Origin of the sequence: Streptomyces sp. NPDC127129 (assembly GCF_042671585.1) — a bacterium.
In the GTDB taxonomy this organism is placed as follows: Bacteria; Actinomycetota; Actinomycetes; order Streptomycetales; family Streptomycetaceae; genus Streptomyces.
Map to the genome: position 1 here is coordinate 265751 of NZ_JBHXTV010000009.1, position 18252 is coordinate 284002.

Annotated in this window: 14 protein-coding genes; 9 read left to right on the plus strand and 5 right to left on the minus strand. The window is 72.4% G+C overall.

All coding sequences use genetic code 11. The features are described from left to right. The first annotated feature begins 271 nt into the window (after positions 1–271). The gene (mfd, locus tag ACFVGW_RS19550) at positions 272–3802 is read left to right on the plus strand and encodes a transcription-repair coupling factor (protein WP_385852865.1); all 3531 of its coding nucleotides are present in this window, start codon (positions 272–274) and stop codon (positions 3800–3802) included. A gap of 51 nt (positions 3803–3853) precedes the next feature. Here the strand turns inward: mfd and ACFVGW_RS19555 are convergent, their stop codons facing one another. Both ACFVGW_RS19555 and ACFVGW_RS19560 read right to left on the minus strand, forming a co-directional pair. Next, on the minus strand, positions 3854–5137 hold the full coding sequence (locus tag ACFVGW_RS19555; protein ID WP_385852866.1) for an SGNH/GDSL hydrolase family protein: 1284 nt from the start codon (positions 5135–5137) through the stop codon (positions 3854–3856). Positions 5138–5365: 228 nt separating this feature from the next. Beyond that, positions 5366–5575 carry an antitoxin gene (locus tag ACFVGW_RS19560; protein WP_352188505.1) on the minus strand — a complete coding sequence of 70 codons (210 nt, stop codon included), beginning with the start codon at positions 5573–5575 and terminating at the stop codon, positions 5366–5368. Positions 5576–5717: 142 nt separating this feature from the next. Here ACFVGW_RS19560 and ACFVGW_RS19565 point away from each other — a divergent pair, with 142 nt between their 5' ends. Both ACFVGW_RS19565 and ACFVGW_RS19570 read left to right on the plus strand, forming a co-directional pair. Then, complete coding sequence (locus ACFVGW_RS19565; RefSeq protein WP_385852867.1) at positions 5718–6395, plus strand: HNH endonuclease family protein; 678 nt, start codon at positions 5718–5720, stop codon at positions 6393–6395. A 40-nt stretch (positions 6396–6435) separates the two neighbouring features. Beyond that, on the plus strand, positions 6436–7182 hold the full coding sequence (locus tag ACFVGW_RS19570; protein ID WP_385852868.1) for an N-acetyltransferase: 747 nt from the start codon (positions 6436–6438) through the stop codon (positions 7180–7182). Positions 7183–7257: 75 nt separating this feature from the next. On the opposite strand, the gene ACFVGW_RS19575 is transcribed toward ACFVGW_RS19570, so the two are convergent. Next, on the minus strand, positions 7258–8019 hold the full coding sequence (locus ACFVGW_RS19575; RefSeq protein ID WP_383228086.1) for a hypothetical protein: 762 nt from the start codon (positions 8017–8019) through the stop codon (positions 7258–7260). 76 nt (positions 8020–8095) lie between these two features. Beyond that, positions 8096–8848 carry a DUF4352 domain-containing protein gene (locus ACFVGW_RS19580; protein WP_383291105.1) on the minus strand — a complete coding sequence of 251 codons (753 nt, stop codon included), beginning with the start codon at positions 8846–8848 and terminating at the stop codon, positions 8096–8098. 224 nt (positions 8849–9072) lie between these two features. Here ACFVGW_RS19580 and ACFVGW_RS19585 point away from each other — a divergent pair, with 224 nt between their 5' ends. From ACFVGW_RS19585 to ACFVGW_RS19600, 4 genes are all read left to right on the plus strand, one after another. Next, positions 9073–11145, plus strand: coding sequence for an N-6 DNA methylase (locus tag ACFVGW_RS19585; protein WP_385852869.1), 2073 nt, complete (start codon positions 9073–9075; stop codon positions 11143–11145). Positions 11146–11309: 164 nt separating this feature from the next. Next, on the plus strand, positions 11310–11852 hold the full coding sequence (locus ACFVGW_RS19590) for a hypothetical protein (RefSeq protein WP_383228079.1): 543 nt from the start codon (positions 11310–11312) through the stop codon (positions 11850–11852). After that, a complete protein-coding gene (locus ACFVGW_RS19595) occupies positions 11849–13369 on the plus strand; it encodes a protein kinase (RefSeq protein ID WP_383228077.1) in 1521 nt (506 codons plus the stop codon). Before ACFVGW_RS19590 ends, ACFVGW_RS19595 begins: the two co-directional genes overlap by 4 nt. Before the next feature lie 121 nt (positions 13370–13490). Continuing rightward, positions 13491–13895: a hypothetical protein gene (locus ACFVGW_RS19600; protein WP_385852870.1), complete on the plus strand. Its 405-nt coding sequence runs from the start codon at positions 13491–13493 to the stop codon at positions 13893–13895. Positions 13896–13991: 96 nt separating this feature from the next. Here ACFVGW_RS19600 and ACFVGW_RS19605 read toward each other — a convergent pair whose 3' ends face one another. Continuing rightward, positions 13992–16382: a YfhO family protein gene (locus ACFVGW_RS19605; protein ID WP_385852871.1), complete on the minus strand. Its 2391-nt coding sequence runs from the start codon at positions 16380–16382 to the stop codon at positions 13992–13994. A gap of 125 nt (positions 16383–16507) precedes the next feature. On the opposite strand from ACFVGW_RS19605, the gene ACFVGW_RS19610 reads away from it, so the two are divergent. Both ACFVGW_RS19610 and ACFVGW_RS19615 read left to right on the plus strand, forming a co-directional pair. Further along, positions 16508–17494, plus strand: a complete 987-nt coding sequence (locus ACFVGW_RS19610; RefSeq protein ID WP_383228149.1) for a glycosyltransferase family 2 protein — start codon at positions 16508–16510, stop codon at positions 17492–17494. A gap of 95 nt (positions 17495–17589) precedes the next feature. Beyond that, positions 17590–18234, plus strand: coding sequence for a SurA N-terminal domain-containing protein (locus ACFVGW_RS19615; RefSeq protein WP_383569762.1), 645 nt, complete (start codon positions 17590–17592; stop codon positions 18232–18234). Positions 18235–18252: the final 18 nt, after the last annotated feature.

Consider the following 18252-nt stretch of genomic DNA (forward strand, 5'->3'; position numbering starts at 1 on the left):
AGGGTGCCACGGGGGTGCTCCCACGGGCTGCGCGGCCCCCGGCGGACATGGTCCGCCGGGGGCCGCGGCCGTCGACCGCCGATTCGGCCGCCCCAGCCCGCCCCCCCGCCCCGGCGCGGGCTCGCGTTCCCCTCGCGCCGGGGTGCCGGCCACGTCGTAGGCTGGGGGAGCACCCGGCCCGTCGACGGCGCCGGGAACACCCGGCCCGTGCGACGTGTCGGGCTGTTCGCGTTGCCCGCCCCCGTAGTCCGAACCCGGGATGGAAAGCTCCATGAGCCTGCACGGTCTGCTCGACCTCGTCGTCAAGGACGCGGCCCTCGCCGAAGCGGTCAAGGCCGCGTCCGACGGCCGCCGCACGCACGTGGACCTCGTCGGCCCCCCGGCCGCGCGCCCCTTCGCGGTGGCCGCGCTCGCGCGGGACGCCGGGCGTCCCGTCCTCGCGGTCACCGCGACGGGCCGGGAGGCCGAGGACCTGGCGGCCGCCCTGCGCACCCTCGTCGACCCGGACAGGGTCGTCGACTACCCCTCCTGGGAGACGCTGCCGCACGAGCGTCTCTCGCCCCGCTCGGACACCGTCGGCCGGCGCCTCGCCGTGCTGCGCCGCCTGGCCCACCCGTCCACCGACGACCCGTCCGCCGGCCCGGTCTCCGTCGTCGTCGCGCCCGTACGGTCCGTGCTCCAGCCGCAGGTCAAGGGCCTCGGCGACCTGGAGCCCGTGGCACTGCGCACCGGACAGACCGCGGACCTGAACGAGGTCGTGGAGGGCCTCGCGGCCGCCGCGTACTCCCGGGTGGAGCTGGTCGAGAAGCGCGGCGAGTTCGCCGTCCGCGGCGGCATCCTGGACGTCTTCCCGCCCACCGAGGAGCACCCGCTCCGGATCGAGTTCTGGGGCGACGACGTCGAGGAGATCCGGTACTTCAAGGTCGCCGACCAGCGCTCCCTCGAAGTCGCCGAACACGGCCTGTGGGCCCCGCCCTGCCGCGAGCTGCTCCTCACCGACGACGTACGGCAGCGGGCCGCCGCGCTCGCCGAGGAACACCCGGAGCTGGGCGAGCTGCTCGGCAAGATCGCCGAGGGGATCGCCGTCGAGGGGATGGAGTCCCTCGCGCCCGTCCTGGTGGACGACATGGAGCTGCTGCTCGACGTCATGCCGAAGGGCTCGATGGCCGTCGTGTGCGACCCGGAGCGGGTCCGTACGCGCGCCGCCGACCTCGTCGCGACGTCGCAGGAGTTCCTCCAGGCGTCCTGGGCGGCGACCGCCGGGGGCGGCGAGGCGCCGATCGACGTGGGCGCGGCCTCGCTGTGGGGGATCGCGGACGTACGGGACCGGGCGCGCGAGCTCGGCATGATGTGGTGGTCGGTGTCCCCGTTCGCGGCGGACGAGACGCTCGACGACGACACCCTGAAGCTGGGCATGCACGCGCCGGAGACGTACCGCGGGGACACCGCCCGGGCGCTCGCCGACACCAAGGGCTGGCTGGCCGACGGCTGGCGCACGGTCTACGTCACCGAGGCGCACGGCCCGGCGACCCGCACGGTCGAGGTCCTCGGCGGCGAGGGGATCGCGGCCCGGCTCGACGCGGACCTGGCCGAGGTCACCCCGTCGGTGGTCCATGTGGCGACCGGCTCGATCGACTACGGCTTCGTCGATCCGGCGCTCAAGCTGGCCGTCCTCACCGAGACCGACCTGTCGGGCCAGAAGGCGGCCGGCAAGGACGGCCAGCGGATGCCGGCCAAGCGGCGCAAGACGATCGACCCGCTGACCCTGGAGGTCGGCGACTACATCGTGCACGAGCAGCACGGTGTCGGCCGGTACATCGAGATGGTGCAGCGGACGGTGCAGGGCGCCACCCGCGAGTACCTGCTCGTCGAGTACGCCCCGGCCAAGCGCGGCCAGCCCGGCGACCGGCTCTACATCCCGACCGACCAGCTGGAGCAGGTCACCAAGTACGTCGGTGGCGAGGCCCCGACGCTGCACCGGCTCGGAGGCGCGGACTGGACGAAGACCAAGGCGCGTGCGAAGAAGGCCGTCAAGGAGATCGCCGCCGACCTGATCAAGCTGTACAGCGCGCGGATGGCGGCCCCCGGGCACGCGTTCGGCCCCGACACCCCGTGGCAGCGGGAGCTGGAGGACGCCTTCCCGTACGCGGAGACGCCGGACCAGCTGTCCACCATCGCCGAGGTGAAGGAGGACATGGAGAAGACGGTCCCGATGGACCGGCTGATCTGCGGCGACGTCGGCTACGGCAAGACGGAGATCGCGGTCCGGGCGGCGTTCAAGGCGGTCCAGGACGGCAAGCAGGTCGCCGTGCTCGTACCGACGACGCTGCTCGTGCAGCAGCACTTCGGCACGTTCTCGGAGCGGTACTCGCAGTTCCCCGTCGTCACCCGGGCGCTCTCCCGCTTCCAGACGGAGACGGAGTCGAAGGCGACGTTGGAGGGCCTGAAGGACGGCTCCGTCGACATCGTCATCGGCACCCACCGGCTGTTCTCCTCCGAGACGAAGTTCAAGGACCTCGGTCTGGTCGTCGTCGACGAGGAGCAGCGCTTCGGTGTCGAGCACAAGGAGCAGCTGAAGAAGCTGCGGGCCAACGTCGACGTCCTGACGATGTCGGCCACGCCCATCCCCCGTACGCTCGAGATGGCGGTCACCGGCATCCGGGAGATGTCGACGATCACCACCCCGCCGGAGGAGCGGCACCCGGTCCTCACCTTCGTCGGGCCGTACGAGGAGAAGCAGATCGGCGCGGCCATCCGCCGTGAACTCCTGCGCGAGGGCCAGGTCTTCTACATCCACAACCGGGTCGAGTCGATCGACCGGGCGGCGGCGCGGCTGCGGGACATCGTCCCGGAGGCGCGGATCGCGACCGCCCACGGCCAGATGTCGGAGTCGGCCCTGGAGCAGGTCGTGGTCGACTTCTGGGAGAAGAAGTTCGACGTGCTGGTCTCGACGACGATCGTCGAGTCCGGCATCGACATCTCCAACGCCAACACGCTCATCGTGGAGCGCGGTGACAACTTCGGTCTGTCGCAGCTGCACCAGCTGCGCGGCCGTGTGGGCCGTGGGCGCGAGCGCGGGTACGCGTACTTCCTCTACCCGCCGGAGAAGCCGCTGACGGAGACCGCGCACGAGCGGCTGGCGACGATCGCCCAGCACACCGAGATGGGCGCGGGCATGTACGTGGCGATGAAGGACCTGGAGATCCGCGGCGCGGGCAATCTGCTCGGCGGCGAGCAGTCCGGCCACATCGCGGGGGTCGGCTTCGACCTGTACGTACGGATGGTGGGCGAGGCGGTCGCCGACTACCGGGCCTCGCTGGAGGGCGGTGTCGAGGAGGAGCCGCCGCTGGAGGTCAAGATCGAGCTGCCGGTCGACGCCCATGTGCCGCACGACTACGCGCCCGGTGAGCGTCTGCGTCTCCAGGCGTACCGGGCGATCGCCTCCGCGAACACGGAGGAGGACATCAAGGCGGTACGGGAGGAGCTGACCGACCGCTACGGCAAGCTGCCCGAGCCGGTGGAGAACCTGCTCCTGGTGGCCGGTCTGCGGATGCTGGCCCGGGCCTGCGGTGTCGGCGAGATCGTGCTGCAGGGTCCGAACATCCGCTTCGCACCGGTGGAGTTGCGGGAGTCCCAGGAGCTGCGGCTGAAGCGGCTCTACCCGCGGACGGTCATCAAGCCGGCGGTCCACCAGATCCTGGTGCCGCGCCCGACGAGCGGGAAGATCGGCGGGAAGCCGGTGGTGGGACGCGAACTGCTGGCGTGGACGGGCGAGTTCCTGACCACGATCCTCGGGTCGTAGGAGCGGGCGGCAGGCGTGCGGGGCGGGGGCCGGCCCCCGCCCCGCACGTGCTCACAGCGTGTCGAGGTCCAGCGCCTCGGCCATCGCCCGGTATCCGGCGTCGCCCGGGTGGAGGTGGTCGCCCGAGTCGAAGGCGGGGAGCATCCGGTCCGGGTCGGCCGGGTCGGCGACGGCGCGGTCGAAGTCGACCACGGCGTCGTAGGCGCCGGAGGTCCGGACCCAGTGGTTGAAGGCGTCCCGCTTGGCCTCGACGGCCGGGGTGTCGTAGAAGGAGCCCTTGACGGGGGTCAGGGTGGCGCCGACGACCCTGATGCCCCGGGCGTGGGCCTCGCGGACGAGCGCCCGGTGGCCTTCGACGAGCCGCTCGACCGAGACCTCGGGGGTGGGGTCGGCGACCCCGCCGGCGAGGCTGCCGCCGAAGTCGTTGATGCCTTCGAGGAGGATGACCGTCCGCACCCCCGGCTCGGTGAGGACGTCCTTCTTGAAGCGCTCGATGCCCTTCTCGCCGGCCCAGGTCGTGTCGTTGGTGACCTGGTTGCCGCCGATGCCGTGGTTGAGGACGCCGCGCGGCCTGCCGGCGGCGGCGAAGCGCTCCGCCAGTTCGTCGGGGTAGCGGTTGTTCGCCTCCGGGTTCGAGCCGACGCCGTCGGTGATGGAGTCGCCGAACGTCACGATGCCGTCCCGGCGGGCGGGAGCGCCACCGCCGACCTCCACGCCGGAGAGGTAGTACCAGGATCCGCTGCTCTCCGTGAACGCGGTCCCGGTGCGGTCGGCGCGGTGGTCACCGGCGGCGCGGTAGCTGGTGGCGGAGGCGAAGTGGTGGAAGGTGGCCGGGCCGGTGGGCGCGGCGAGGTAGAGGGTGACCGTCACCGACTCCAGCGCCTTCACGGTGAAGGGCACGCCGTCGCTGGAGGCCGTTCCTCCGGCGGGGACGGTCACCGAGCGGCCCTTGCCGAAGGAGAGGTGCCGGACGGAACCGGCCTTCACCGAGGCGCCCTTGTCCGTGCGGGCCACGGTCGCGCCGGTGATCCGCAGCGGGGTCGTGCCGTAGCGGTTGGAGAGTTCGATCCGGGCCCTGGTGCCGCCGGTGGTGACCCGGACGACCTGGCGGACCGTCTGGTCGGAGAAGCCCTGCTGGGACCAGTTGGGCGCGAAGGGCGCGGTCGGGGCGTGCGGCGAGGTGGCCCAGGCGCCGCGCCACGGCCCGCTGTCGTGCCGCGCCTCGGCGGCCACCGCGCCGCCGGCGGGGAGCGTGAGGGCGGTGAGCGCGGCGGCGGTCAGGGCGGCAACGGTGGTGCGTCGTAAGGGCGTTGTGATCCGGGTCGAGGTCGTCATGTACGGAGACAATCGGAGACGTGCTCCGGTTATTCCTCGCGGACCCGGACTGCGCCGGGACGCAACGCGCGACGTGGCGCCGGGACGCACCGCGCGCGACGTGGCGCCGGGACGCACCGCGCGCGACGTGGCGCCGGGACGCACCGCGCGCGACGTGGCGCCGGGACGCACCGCGGCCGTGGGGCGCGCGTCACGCGTATCCCACGGCCGGACGTGTGTGGAGGAGCCTCAGGTCGGGGGCTGGTCCTGCCCCCGCTGCGGGTCCTGTCCCCGCTGCCTGTCGATGTACTCCTGAGCCTTCTGCTGGGCCTGGTCGACCTGGCCTGCGTGCTTGCCGCCGGTCTTCTGGTCGATCATGTCGCCAGCGCGGTCGACGCCCTGCTGGGCCTTGTCCGGGTGCTGGCCCATCATGCCCTTGAGCTTGTCCATGATCCCCATGATCTACGCGACTCCTTCGAAAGGGGACATACAGCTCATTCGACGCTACGCGCCCCCTGTCGATTCCGCGCGCCGAGCCGCCTCGCGGGCTGGACCGGTCCGGACCGGTCTGGATCAGGCGGGGCCTGGCTAGGATCCGGGCGTGCTCAGCTACCGCGGGTTCCTCCCCGTCGCCGCCCTGGCCTCCGCCGTCCTCATAACCTCCGGCTGTACGCAGGCCCCTGACGGCTCCCCGGCCGAGGGCGGCGCCCCCGCGGCGCGCGGCTCCGCGCTCGCCGCCGTGGACACCCTCACGGTCAAGGGACGCGCCCCCAGGACCGGCTACGACCGGGAGAAGTTCGGCCGGGCCTGGGCCGACGTCGACGGCAACGGCTGCGGCACCCGCGACGACATCCTCAGGCGCGACCTGGCCGACGTCCGCTTCAAGGACGGCCGCTGCAAGGTCGCCTCCGGGACCCTCGCGGACGACCCGTACACCGGGGACCGCGTCGACTTCGTCCGCGGCCGCAGCCGGGTCGACATCGACCATCTCGTCGCGCTCTCGGACGCCTGGCAGAAGGGTGCGCAGAAGTGGGACGCGGAGAAGCGGCGGCGGTTCGCCAACGACCCGCTCAACCTGCTCGCCGTCGAGGCGTCCGCGAACCGGCGCAAGTCCGACGGGGACGCGGCGACGTGGCTGCCGCCGAACAAGGCGTACCGCTGCACGTACGTCGCCGCGCAGGTCGCGGTGAAGAAGAAGTACGGGGTCTGGGTCACGCGCGGTGAGCTCGACGCCATGAAGAAGGTCCTCGGCCGCTGCCCGGAGCAGAGGCTCCCGTAATTCGTTTTCCGAGTGCGCGAACGGTCGTTAGCCTCCGCTGATGGAACTGAACATCACGACACTCGCCGAGCGCCCCGAACTCGAAGGCGCGATGTGGGCGATGAAGGACCTCTGGCCGGAGTTCACGGTCAACGACCCGGTGGGCTGGTCGCACTTCGGCCGCATCGTCGCGGAACTGCCGGAGTACGTCCTCGTCGGCACCGACCCCGACGGCAAGGTCGTCGCCCGTGCGTTCAGCGTCCCCTTCCGGCTCCACGCCGAGGGCCGCGGCGAACTGCCCGCCACCGGCTGGGACCAGATGCTCCTCTGGGCGTTCTCGGACCGGCGGCACGGGCGCGTCCCGGACACGGTCAGCGCGATCGAAGTCACCGTGGACACGGGCGCGCTCGGCCGGGGGCTCTCGGCGAAGATGCTCGGCGCCATGCGGGACAACGCCCGCCGGCTGGGCTTCTCGGAGGTCGTCGCCCCGGTCCGCCCCAACGGCAAGCACCTGGAAGCCGCGTCCTCGATCCACGAGTACGCCTTCCGTACGCGTGAGTCCGACGGCCTGCCCCACGACCCGTGGCTGCGCGTCCACGTCCGGGCCGGCGCCACGGTGGAGGCGGTGGCCCCGGCCTCGATGACGGTCGCGGCCTCGGTGGAGCAGTGGCGCGCCTGGACCGGGCTGCCGTTCGACACGGACGGCCCGGTGGAGGTCGAGGGCGCGCTGGTCCCGGTGCACTGCGAGGTCTCCCGCGGCTACGCCGTCTACGTCGAGCCGAACGTGTGGGTCCGCCACGCGCTGTGACCAGCGCGAAAGGGTGTGTGGGCCACTCCCCTGCAGTGGCCCACACACCCTTGTCGGCGCCCGTGTCCGTCCGGGTCAGCCGGTCTTCTCCTCGTCGACGATGTCCTTGGCCGCCGGCACCTTCGCCGTGACGGGCTTGCCGTAGTCGGTGAACGTCATCGTCCCCGGCTCCTCGCCGCCCGCCGTCACGATCTTCAGGATGTGCGGCTCACCCTGCGTCGCCACGTAGACCGTCGTCGTCTCGCCGCCGGACTTCTCCGTGAGCGTCAGCGCCTTCTTGCCGCCGACGGTCGTCTCCTTGCCCTTGACCGCGAAGTTGATCCCCTCCTCGAAGCTGCCGAGGAGCGTCTTCAGGTTGCAGAGTTCGAGGTTGTCCTTGGCCTCCGGGTCGGTCACCGGGGTCTTCACCCAGCGGCCCTTCAGCTCCTTGAGGACGGCCTCCTGGACCTCGGGCGACTCGCCCTCCGCCTGGGCCCGCAGGAACGCCTCGTCGAAGCGGAGGTAGACGTCCTTGTCGTCGGCCTTGACCAGCTCGGCCGTGCCCGTCGTGCCGACGGTCAGGGTGCCGGCGCACTGTCCGCCGGTGTTCATCGACAGATACGCCTTCATCGGCCCGTCGGTCGTCTTCGTGGCGAGGTCGAGGGTCAGGGAGTCGGCCTTCTTCGTCGCGGCGATCGCCTTGTTGGCGATCTCGGGCCCGGTGAGGTCCCCGAAGGGCCCGGAGGCCTTCGCCTCGCCGGAGAGGGGGCCGCAGGCGGTGGCGGTGAGCGCGGCCGCCGCGCAGAGCGCGGAGACCAGGGCCGTGCGGCGGGTACGGGGGTGGCGGGCGGCAGACATGGCGGGTTCTCCGGGGGTGGGGAGGGCGTACGGGGGAGCGGCTGAGAGGTGGGGGTGAGGTGGTGCGGGGCGGAGGTCAGCCGACCTTCAGCTCCCACTGGGAGGCGTCGTGCTCCAGGCCGGGGCTGACCTCGACCGAGAGGTTCTTGGCGTCCTTCGGGGTGTCGAAGGCGTAGACGACCGTGGACTTCTTGCCGGGCAGGATGGAGCCGCTGAAGCCGGTGCCGACCTTGTCGTCGAAGATCTGCTCGGCGGTCACGCCGTCCTTGCCGGCGCGGGCGGTCAGCGTCGCCAGCGCGGCGTCGAACTTCTCCTTGCCGCCGTTCTCGATGACGACGGTCACCTGGTACGCCTTGTTGCCCTCGGTGTGGCCGGAGGCGAACTCGCTGGGCTTGTACGCCTTGGCCTCCGAGACCGTGACCTTGATGTCTTCGTAGACCGCGGTGTCACCGGCGGCGAGGCCCTTGCCCGCGGTGCCGGCGGGGTTCTTCGGGGCGGACTCCTGGATGGCCTTGTCGATCTCGTTCACCGCGTCGTTCACGACGGTGAACGTGATGACCGCGCCGACCACCGAGAGGATCAGGGCGGCGAGACCGAGGATCGCGCCCGTCGTCGTCACGCCCTTGTTGTTCGCCTGGCCGCGCTTCACGCGGCCTCTGCCCGCGAGGCCGAGGATCAGCGCGATCAGGCCGAGGATGCCGGCCAGCCAGAAGAGGAGCGGGATGACGCCGGAGAGCGTGCCGATGATGCCGAGAACGAGGGCCGCGGTGCCGAGCCCGTTGCGCGCGGCCACGTGCGGGACCTGCGGGGCCTGGGTGTCGTACGACATGAGTGTCCTCCCGGACGAGACGCGTCGATGGTTGATCGGGCCCTCTCGGACCCCCGTGGAGCGATGAATCAATAACAGCAGAGCTTGTGAACCGAGTCAACACAGTTCACAGGATTTGAACCGGCTCACGCTGTGAAGGGATGGGTCTTGCGCGCGTCGGTAGGATCGGGGTCACAGCACGTGAACGCGGGGAATCGTGCGGAAAGCCAAGGGAGGCAGCCAAGGTGCCGGAGCACGCAGCAGAGGTGACCGCCGCCGGGATCGCCCGGCTCGCCGGAGTCGGACGGGCCGCGGTGAGCAACTGGCGGCGCCGCCACACCGACTTCCCCCGGCCCGTGGGCGGCACGGAGACCAGTCCCTCCTTCGCCCTCGCCGACGTCGAGCGCTGGCTCCGCGCCCAGGGCAAGCTCGCGGAGGTCCCCCTGCGCGAGCGCGTCTGGCAGCAGATCACCGCCCATCCGGCGGGCGCCGTCACCGCCCTCGCCCAGGCCGGCTGCGTCCTGCTGCTCGTACGGGACCGCTCCACCGCCTGGCCTGCCCTGGCCGCCGTCTCCGACGAACGGCTCGCCGAGACGCTGCCGGTCGCCCTGGAGGAGATCCTTGCCGAGCGCTTCGGCGTCGATCCGGCGGTCCGTACGCCCGCAGCGGCCGAACTCGCCCCCGCCGTACCCCTCCTGCGCGGCGCCGCGGACCTCGCCGCCGAGACCGGCGCCCGCCAGGCCTTCGAGTTCCTGCTCGGCCGCCACCTCGACGCCAACCCGCGCCAGTACACGCTGACCCCGCCCGGACCCGCCGCCCTGATGGCCGCGCTCGCCGCGCCCGGCGCCGGCCCCGCCCCCACCGTCCTCGACCCGGCATCCGGCACCGGCAGCCTGCTCCGCGCCGTCGCCCACCCCGGCGCCCTGTACGGCCAGGACGCCGACCCCGACCTGGCCGCGCTCACCGCCCTGCGCCTCGCCCTCGCCTCCGACGCCGACATCCGCGTACGGACCGGGGACAGCCTGCGCGCCGACGCCTTCCCCCACCTGACGGCGGACACCGTGCTCTGCCACCCGCCCTTCAACGAGCGCAACTGGGGCCACGACGAGCTGGCCTACGACCCCCGCTGGGAGTACGGCTTCCCGGCCCGTACCGAATCCGAACTGGCCTGGGTCCAGCACGCCCTGGCGCGGCTCCGCGCCGGCGGAACCGCCGTCCTCCTCATGCCGCCCGCCGCCGCCTCCCGGCGTTCGGGCCGCCGTATCCGCGCCGACCTGCTGCGCAGGGGCGCCCTGCGGGCCGTCGTCGCCCTGCCCGCGGGCGCCGCCCCGCCCTACGGCATCCCGCTCCACCTCTGGGTGCTGCGCAGGCCCGCGCCCGGCGTCACCCCCTCCCCGGAGCTCCTCGTCGTCGACACGACCGGCGACCACATCGGCGGCGCGGGCCGCGACAAGCTCGACTGGCAGGCCGTCCACACCGCCGTACTGGACGCGTGGCTGCCCTTCGACCGGCACGGCACGGTCGCCGAGACCCCCGGCGCGAGCAGGGCCGTGCCCGTCATCGAACTCCTCGACGACGACGTCGACCTGGCGCCCGCCCGCCATCTGCCGCCCCCGGCGGCGGGCGGCGGCGCCGCCGAACTCCTCGCGGTCCGCGACCGGCTGGCCGAGACCCTGGGCCACACCGTCGCGCTCACCCCGCCGCCGGCCCTGCCCGCGGACACCGCCGCCGACCCGGCCGCGGCCGCCCGGCCCACCGGCGTCACCGTCGGCGAGCTGGCCCGCACCGGGGCGCTCGAACTCCGCGCGGGCGGCACCGGCACCACCGCCTTCGACGGCGCCCCCCTCCGGGTCCTCACGGAGAACGACGTCTTCGCCGCCCAGCCTCCTTCCGGGTCCCTCCCCGACGGAGCCCCCGAGGAGCCCGTCGTCCTCGCCGTGGGCGACGTCGTCGTCCCCGTCCTCGGCGGCGGCTCCCTCGCCCGGGTCGTCGAGGCCACCACCGCCGGAGCCGCCCTCGGCCGCAACCTCCAGCTCCTGCGCCCCGACCCGGCCGCGCTCGACCCCTGGTTCCTGGCCGGGTTCCTGCGCGGCACCGCCAACACCCGCCAGGCCAGCAGCTACGCCTCCACCGCCACCCGGCTCGACGTCCGCCGCCTCCAGCTCCCGCGCCTGCCGCTCGCCGAACAGCAGCGGTACGGGGAGCGGTTCCGGGCCCTCGCCGAGTTCGAGGACGCGCTGCGGCTCGCGGGCCGGCTCGGCGAGCAGCTGGTCCAGGGTCTGTACGACGGGCTCGCGGACGGCACGGTGGCGCCCTGAGCGGTGGCACCGTGATCGGTCCGACAACGGTTCGGTACAACCCTGGAGCCGTTGTCCCCGTCGGTGTATACGCTCGTCTCCGCAACCGAAACGAACGCCCAGGAGCAGGAATGTACGGCCACGGCTATGCGCCTCCGCCACCACCGCGTGCCATCCCGGCGTCGGTGATCGTGCTCCGCGTGCTCTTCGCGATGCTGCCGCTGTTCAGCATCGGGTTCCTGACGTGGGGGACCATGATCCGGCTCGCCGTGGTGACCCGTCGCACGCTCGACTGGGTCCTGTGCGGGGTCTCCGCGGCCGTCATGATCACCGGCATGGTCCTCCTGCCGGAGGACATCGAGACGACGCAGGCGGACGTCGCCATGGCGATGATCCTGCTCAACGCGGCGGCGTTCACGGTCTACTTCCTGGTCGTCGACATCAAGCACGACAAGGTCCGCCTCGGCATCGTGTCCCCGGCGAGCACCTCCCCGTACAGCCCGTACGGGGCGACCGTGCCGCGCCACCAGGCCGGGTACGTGCCCCCGGCGCAGTCCCAGCCCCAGTCCCAGCCCCAGTCCCAGCCCAGGCCCCTGCAGCAACAGCCGCAGCAGCAGCCCGTGGTCCCGCCCCAGCCCGCCACCCCGCCGTCCAACCCCCGGATCGATCAGGTCCGTGCCGAGCTGGACGAGCTCAGCCACCTCCTCCGTAAGGACGAGGGGAAGTGAACGGACGTGTCATCGGCGGACGGTACGAGCTGTCCACCGTCATCGGCCAGGGCGGCATGGGCCAGGTCTGGACGGCGTACGACGGACGGCTCGACCGCCGTGTCGCCGTCAAGCTGCTGCGCCCCGCCACCATGACCGGCCCCGCCACCGCCGCCGAGGAGCTGCGGCGCCGCTTCGTGCGCGAGTGCCGGGTCACGGCCCAGGTCGACCACCCGGGCCTGGTCACCGTCCACGACGCGGGCAGCGACGGGGACGACCTCTACCTCGTGATGCAGTACGTCGACGGCGCGGACCTCGCCGACCACCTCGCCGAGCACGACCCGTACCCCTGGGAGTGGACCGTCTCCGTCGCCGCCCAGCTGTGCGCGGTGCTCGCCGCCGTGCACGCGGTGCCGATCGTCCACCGCGACCTCAAGCCGCGGAACGTGATGGTGCGTCCGGACGGCACGGTCACCGTCCTGGACCTCGGCGTGGCCTCCGTCCTGGACACCGACACCACCCGCCTCACCCACACCGGCTCGCCGATCGGCAGCCCGGCCTACATGGCGCCCGAGCAGGCCATGGGCGGCGCCGTCGGCCCGTACACCGATCTGTACGCGCTCGGCGTCCTCATGCACGAACTCCTCAGCGGCAACGTCCCGTTCGCCGGGTCGACCGCGCTGGGCGTGCTCCACCGCCATCTGTACGAGCCGCCGCTGCCGGTCCGCCAGCTGCGCCCCGAGGTGCCGGAGGCCCTGGAGGCGCTGGTGCTGCGGCTGCTCACCAAGGACCCGCAGCACCGTCCCGCGGGGGCGCACGAGGTGTACGAGGCGCTGCTGCCGCTGCTTCCCGCACGCGGCGCCCCGGCCGGGCCGCTCGACCCGACGCGCCCCTTCCTGCGTCCGCACGCGCCCTGGCCCGACCGTGCCTCCGCCCCCGCCCCGCCGGTGGCTCCGCCGGTCCCGCCGCCGGTCGCCCGCCCGGACGTGGCCGCCACGGTCGACGAGGTCAAGCGGCTGCTCGGCGAGGGCTCCCTGACGCGGGCGGTCGACCTCCTCGGCTCGATCCTGCCCGCGGCCGCCGCGGAGCACGGCGAGCACTCGCCCGTCGTCCGCATCCTGCGCAAGCAGTACGCGACGACGCTCATGGACGACGGCCAGTACCGCCGCGCCCTGCCGGAGCTGCGAAGGCTCGCGGAGGACCGCGCGGCGGAGTCCGGCCCGGCCGACCCGCAGACCCTGCAGTTCCGCTACGAGGCGGCGCAGTGTCTGGAGCAGCTGGGCGAGACGGCCGCCGCGCTGACGGAGTACCGCGCCCTGCTCCCGTTCGTCGAGCACGGCACGGACCAGAGCCGGTTCTTCGACATCCGCCGCCGGATCGGCAACCTGCTCCTGGCGATGGGCGACCACACGGCGGCCCATCAGCAGCTCCAGGCGCTCCTGTACGACACGGAGCGGACATACGGCCCGTATCACGCGCTCCCGACCGATCTGCGCCGGGCGTTGGCACGCCAGCAGCAGATGGGCCGTTTCGCCTGACGGGGCGCCAGAATCACGAGTCCACAACTGATGAGGAAGTGGATCTTCATGGTCCGCTTTGCCCCTTCCGCGCGATGTAGCGTTCGCGTCTGATCATGTTCACGTCCCCAAGGAAGACCTCATGACGACGCAGCCGCCCGCCTCCTCCGAGCAGCCCCTCACCCCCGCCGAGCAGCCTGTCGCGCCCGCCGAGCCGGCGAAGAAGAAGCGCAGCATAGGCAAGACGATCCTGAGCATCGTCGTGGCGTTCGCCGCGATCCTGTTCTGGAAGCTCGGCCTCCCGTACCTCACGGGTGAGGCGCCCGTCTCCGCCAAGGTCGGCGAGTGCGTGACGGTGACCGGCCCGGACACCGACCCCGAGGTCGAGACCAAGCCGTGCGGCGAGAAGGCGCCCGACCTCTACAAGGTCGTGAAGGTCATCGACGACACCTTCGACGTGGAGAAGTGCGGGGACGTGAGCGAGGTCGCGCTCGCGCAGCAGCTGGAGTCGTACAAGTTCGTCCTCTGCCTGAACCCCGTCAAGTAACGGAGAACGCCGGGCAGGACAGCGTCGAAGGGCCGGACCCACGGGGGGTCCGGCCCTTCGTTCTCGGCGGCGCAGGGCTCCACACCCCGCGCCCGTTCAGCCCGTCGGCGTGAGCGAGTCCGGCGTGAGCCGGGCCGCGGGCGCGGCCTTCGCCGAGGAGCGCCGGTTCCGGCGGGCGGCTGTCACCGTCCAGACCGCCAGCAGCACCGCCGCCGCGGCTCCGAGGCCCGCGCCCGCGCGCAGGCCCGGTGGGCGGAAGCCGCAGCTCACCGACGTCCGTCCGCCGAGAGCCACGGCCACCAGGCCGCCGTACGAAGCCGCCGGGCGGCCCTCGCAGGTCCAGCCCGCGATCCTCGGGGCCGCGACCAGCGCCGTCCCCCTCGTCCCCGGCGGGAACTGCGCGCGGATGCCGCTGTCGGTGACGTCGACCGAGGTCGCCGCCTTCGCGCGCAGGCCCTCCACGGCCGCCGCCAGCCGCCCCCGGTCCAGGCAGCCGACCTCGTGGGCACCGCCGCGTTCGCCCTTCAGGCCGACGACCTCGCCCGCCGTGTCCTGCACGCCCAGCGAGGTCAGCGCGGCCCGCCGCTTGGGCAGTTCACCGCTCATCCTCACCGGTGTGCCGCCCGCCCCGAGCCGGGCGGTCCCCCGGAAGTCGGGTGCCCACAGGAAGACTTCACTGCCCACCGGGCAAGCCGCCTTCCCGGGCAGGGCGTACACGGACGAGCCGAGCAGCATCTCCTGATTGCGGAACGGGGAGGCCCCGTACCGAGGCACGGCGGCCCCCTCCGGACGTACCGTCACCAGTGGCAGCACCGCATCCGTCCGTACCACCCGGTCGCCGCGCCACCGCGCGCCGACGCCGAACAGCGCGTCCGTCACCGGGTTGTCCAGGCTCTGCAGATTGCGCCCCCGCGAGGTCCAGCCGCCGCCGAGCGCGGCCAGCGTCTCCGTCAGCACCGTGGGCGTGTGGCTGCTGTAGTACGCGGCGCCCTGGCCGCCGAAGAGCATCGGCTCGTTGCCGGTGATCTGCTCACGGCCGGAGTCGGTGCGGTACGCGGGCCAGCCGTCGGCCTCGGCGAGTGCCTCCGTGCGCTTCCGCTGCTCCGCGCCCCACGCCGGATAGTCGTCGAGCCGCCCGAGCCGCTCCCGGTCCGCGTACGCCGTGGTCGCGGCCGCCTGCCCGACGAGCGCCGCGGCCAGCAGCGCCGCCGCCACGACGGGGACCTTCCCCCGCGCGGCCAGCCACAGGCCCCCGCAGGCTCCCGCGAGACCGAGGGCGAACAGCGGGTACGACCAGCCGGTCACCAGCTCGCTGGCGATCGCGCCGACCCCGACCGCCGCCACCACGCCTACTCCGCCGAGCAGCGCCCGTCGCCCGGGCCAGCCGTACGAGAGGACGGTCCAGGCGACGAGCACCAGGACGCCGGAGAAGACGAACGTCTGCCGGAACGGGCTGCCGTTCGGAGTGGCGAAGACATGCCACACCAGATGCGTCGGCCCCCACTGCAGCGACGCCCCGACCGCGACCGCGAACCCGGCCCACAGCCACCGCTCCCGGCGCGGCACCTTCCGGTGGAAGAGCAGCGCCCCGGCGAGCAGCAGGGTTCCGGTGCCCAGGAACGCGGCGGGGGTGTAGAAGCCGTACGTCGCCGGGAGCAGCCGCGCGAGGAAGTCCGGCCAGCCGGCGGGCCGGAAGGTGTTCGTCCAGCCCGGGTACGCGTGCGTGGAGCCGAGGAACACCGGCACGAGGACCGGGGCGGCGAGCCCGATTCCCAGCAGCACGGTCGCCGCCCCCCGTACCACCACGCGGACACGCAGTTCGCGAGCCGCCGCGAGCCGGACCAGGAGCACGAGCGCCGCCCCGATGGTGGCCATGTATGCGGTGTAGAAGTTGCCTACCCAGCAGAGCGCGACGACCAGCGGACCGAGCAGCGGCCGGCGGGCCTGCCGTGCCCACTCGCCGACCAGGACCAGCAGCGGGAAGGCGATCAGACCGTCGAGCCACATCGGGTTGTAGGTGGCCTCGATGACCGACCATCCGCACAGCCCGTACGAGGCGCCGAGCACCGCCGCCGCCCACCAGGGGCCGGGCCGCAGCCGCAGCAGCGTCACGGTCATGGCGGCCGCCGCGGCCGCCGTCTTCAGGAGCGTGACGGCGTAGACCGCGTACTCGATGTCGTCGCGCGGGAAGAGCGCCACGAGGAGGGCGAACGGGCTGCCGAGGTAGGTCCCGAGGTCGGGCAGGAAGCTGGTGCCCCAGCCGGACTGCCAGTTGAGGAGCAGCCCGCCGTCCCCCCGTCCGTGCAGCAGGTCCCACAGGTGGGCGTGGTACGGGACGAACTGGTTGGCCAGGTCGTTGACGCTGCGGCGCTCCGGACCGAAGGGGAAGGTGCGGGCGACCGCGTCTCCCGCGCAGACCGCGAGGACGGTGAGGAACGAGGCGAGGCCGGCGGAACGGCCCACGGCCGGTCTGGTCTGAGCAGGCATGATGGTGCGAATATGCCAGTACGGAACACGAATTGGTGATCGAGCGGGGCCAGTTCACCGAATGGTCGCCTGTCGGTCATGTTTCGAATCGGCCGGGGACATCCACGTCGGCTGTCGTGTCCTTCGTGCTGCTCTCGATCGTGGTTCCGTGTTTCAACGAAGAGGAGATCATCGGTCGCTTCCACGACCATGTGACCGCAGAACTCTCCGGTTTCGACGGAGAATTCGAGCTGGTCTACGTGGACGACGGAAGCCATGACCGGACCCTCCCTCTCCTGGAGGAGATCGCCGCCTCCGACCCCCGTGCCCGCTACGTCTCCTTCAGCCGGAACTTCGGCAAGGAGGCCGCGATGCTGGCCGGCCTCCAGCACGCGGAGGGCGACGCGGTCGTCATCATGGACGCCGACCTCCAGCATCCGCCGGAGCTCGTGCACCGCATGGTGGCCCTGCACCGTGAGGGGTACGACCAGGTCATCGCGCGGCGCACCCGCAAGGGCGACCGGGTCACCCGCACCATGACCGCGCGCCTCTACTACTGGGCGATCAACCGGCTGGTGGACGTCGAGCTGGTGGACGGAGTCGGCGACTTCCGGCTGCTCTCGCGCCGTACCGTCGACGCGATCCTCGAACTCACCGAGTACAACCGCTTCTCCAAGGGCCTTTTCGCCTGGGTCGGATTCCGCACCACCACATTCGAGTACGAGAATGCGGTGCGTGAGCAGGGCCGCTCGAAATGGACGTTCGGAAAGCTGCTCAACTACGGGCTCGACGGGCTGCTCTCCTTCAACAACAAGCCGCTGCGGGCCGCCGTCTATCTGGGAATGATCCTGGTCTCCGTGGCGCTGGCGTACGCGGCGTGGATCGTCGGCGACGCGCTGGTGAACGGCGTGGACACCCCCGGATACGTCACGCTGCTCGTCATCGTGACGGCGCTCGCCGGCGTCCAGATGGTGATGCTCGGGCTCGTCGGCGAGTACGTCGGGCGCATCTACTACGAGGTGAAGCGGCGCCCGCACTTCCTGGTGAAGGCCACGAACGCCGATCTTCCGCGGCCCAGGACCGACACCAGCCGAACCGTTCCGTCGTTGGTCGAGACAGTCACGACGAAGTAGTGGCCGCGAAGGAGTGGCCCCGGCTCCGGTGACTGCCTAACATCGATCACCGCAAGGTCGTTCTACTGACGCACGACCCACGCCGGGAGGCTCCTTTGCACCGCCGCACTGCGCTCTCCGTCTCCGCCGCGCTCCTCGCCGCGGCCCCGTTGCTCACCGCCTGCGGTGGTGAGGCCCACCCAGGGGCGGCGGCCGTCGTCGGCGGCGAACGGATCGAGGTGTCCAGCCTCCAGGCGCAGGTGGCCGACGTACGGGCCGCGCAGCAGGCCTCGCCGCAGGCGGAGCAGCTGATCCAGGCGACCGGCGACCTCAGCCGCGAGAAGCTCAACGTGATGATCTTCGACCGGGTGGTGGACCGGGTCGCCGAGGACAACGGCATCACGGCCACGCGCGGCGAGATCCAGCAGGCCAGGGACGAGTTCACCCAGCAGAGCGGCGGCGCGGAGCAGCTCGCCGCCACCCTGCTCCAGCAGCAGGGCGTCGCCCCGGACCAGATCGACGGGGTCGTCCGCCGTACGGTCCTGATGAACAAGATCGCCGCCAAGCTGGGCATCGCGAACACCCCCGAGGGCCAGAAGAAGCTCACGGAGGTCTTCACCGCCGCGTCCAAGGACCTCGGCATCGACGTGAACCCGCGCTTCGGCACGTGGGACGACGCCAAGATCCAGCTCGGCACCTTCCAGGCTCCCTGGCTGCGCCAGATCACCCAGGACCCCGCCTCCGCCGAAGCGGGTGCGTAGCCCGTTCCCCCGGCCACG

Bases quoted from the DNA above. Each gene is read 5' to 3' on its own strand.
- mfd (WP_385852865.1), top strand. From the start codon at position 272: ATGAGCCTGCACGGTCTGCTCGACCTCGTCGTCAAGGACGCGGCCCTC.
- ACFVGW_RS19555 (WP_385852866.1), bottom strand. From the start codon at position 5,137: ATGACGACCTCGACCCGGATCACAACGCCCTTACGACGCACCACCGTT.
- ACFVGW_RS19560 (WP_352188505.1), bottom strand. From the start codon at position 5,575: ATGGGGATCATGGACAAGCTCAAGGGCATGATGGGCCAGCACCCGGAC.
- ACFVGW_RS19570 (WP_385852868.1), top strand. From the start codon at position 6,436: ATGGAACTGAACATCACGACACTCGCCGAGCGCCCCGAACTCGAAGGC.
- ACFVGW_RS19575 (WP_383228086.1), bottom strand. From the start codon at position 8,019: ATGTCTGCCGCCCGCCACCCCCGTACCCGCCGCACGGCCCTGGTCTCC.
- ACFVGW_RS19580 (WP_383291105.1), bottom strand. From the start codon at position 8,848: ATGTCGTACGACACCCAGGCCCCGCAGGTCCCGCACGTGGCCGCGCGC.
- ACFVGW_RS19600 (WP_385852870.1), top strand. From the start codon at position 13,491: ATGACGACGCAGCCGCCCGCCTCCTCCGAGCAGCCCCTCACCCCCGCC.
- ACFVGW_RS19605 (WP_385852871.1), bottom strand. From the start codon at position 16,382: ATGCCTGCTCAGACCAGACCGGCCGTGGGCCGTTCCGCCGGCCTCGCC.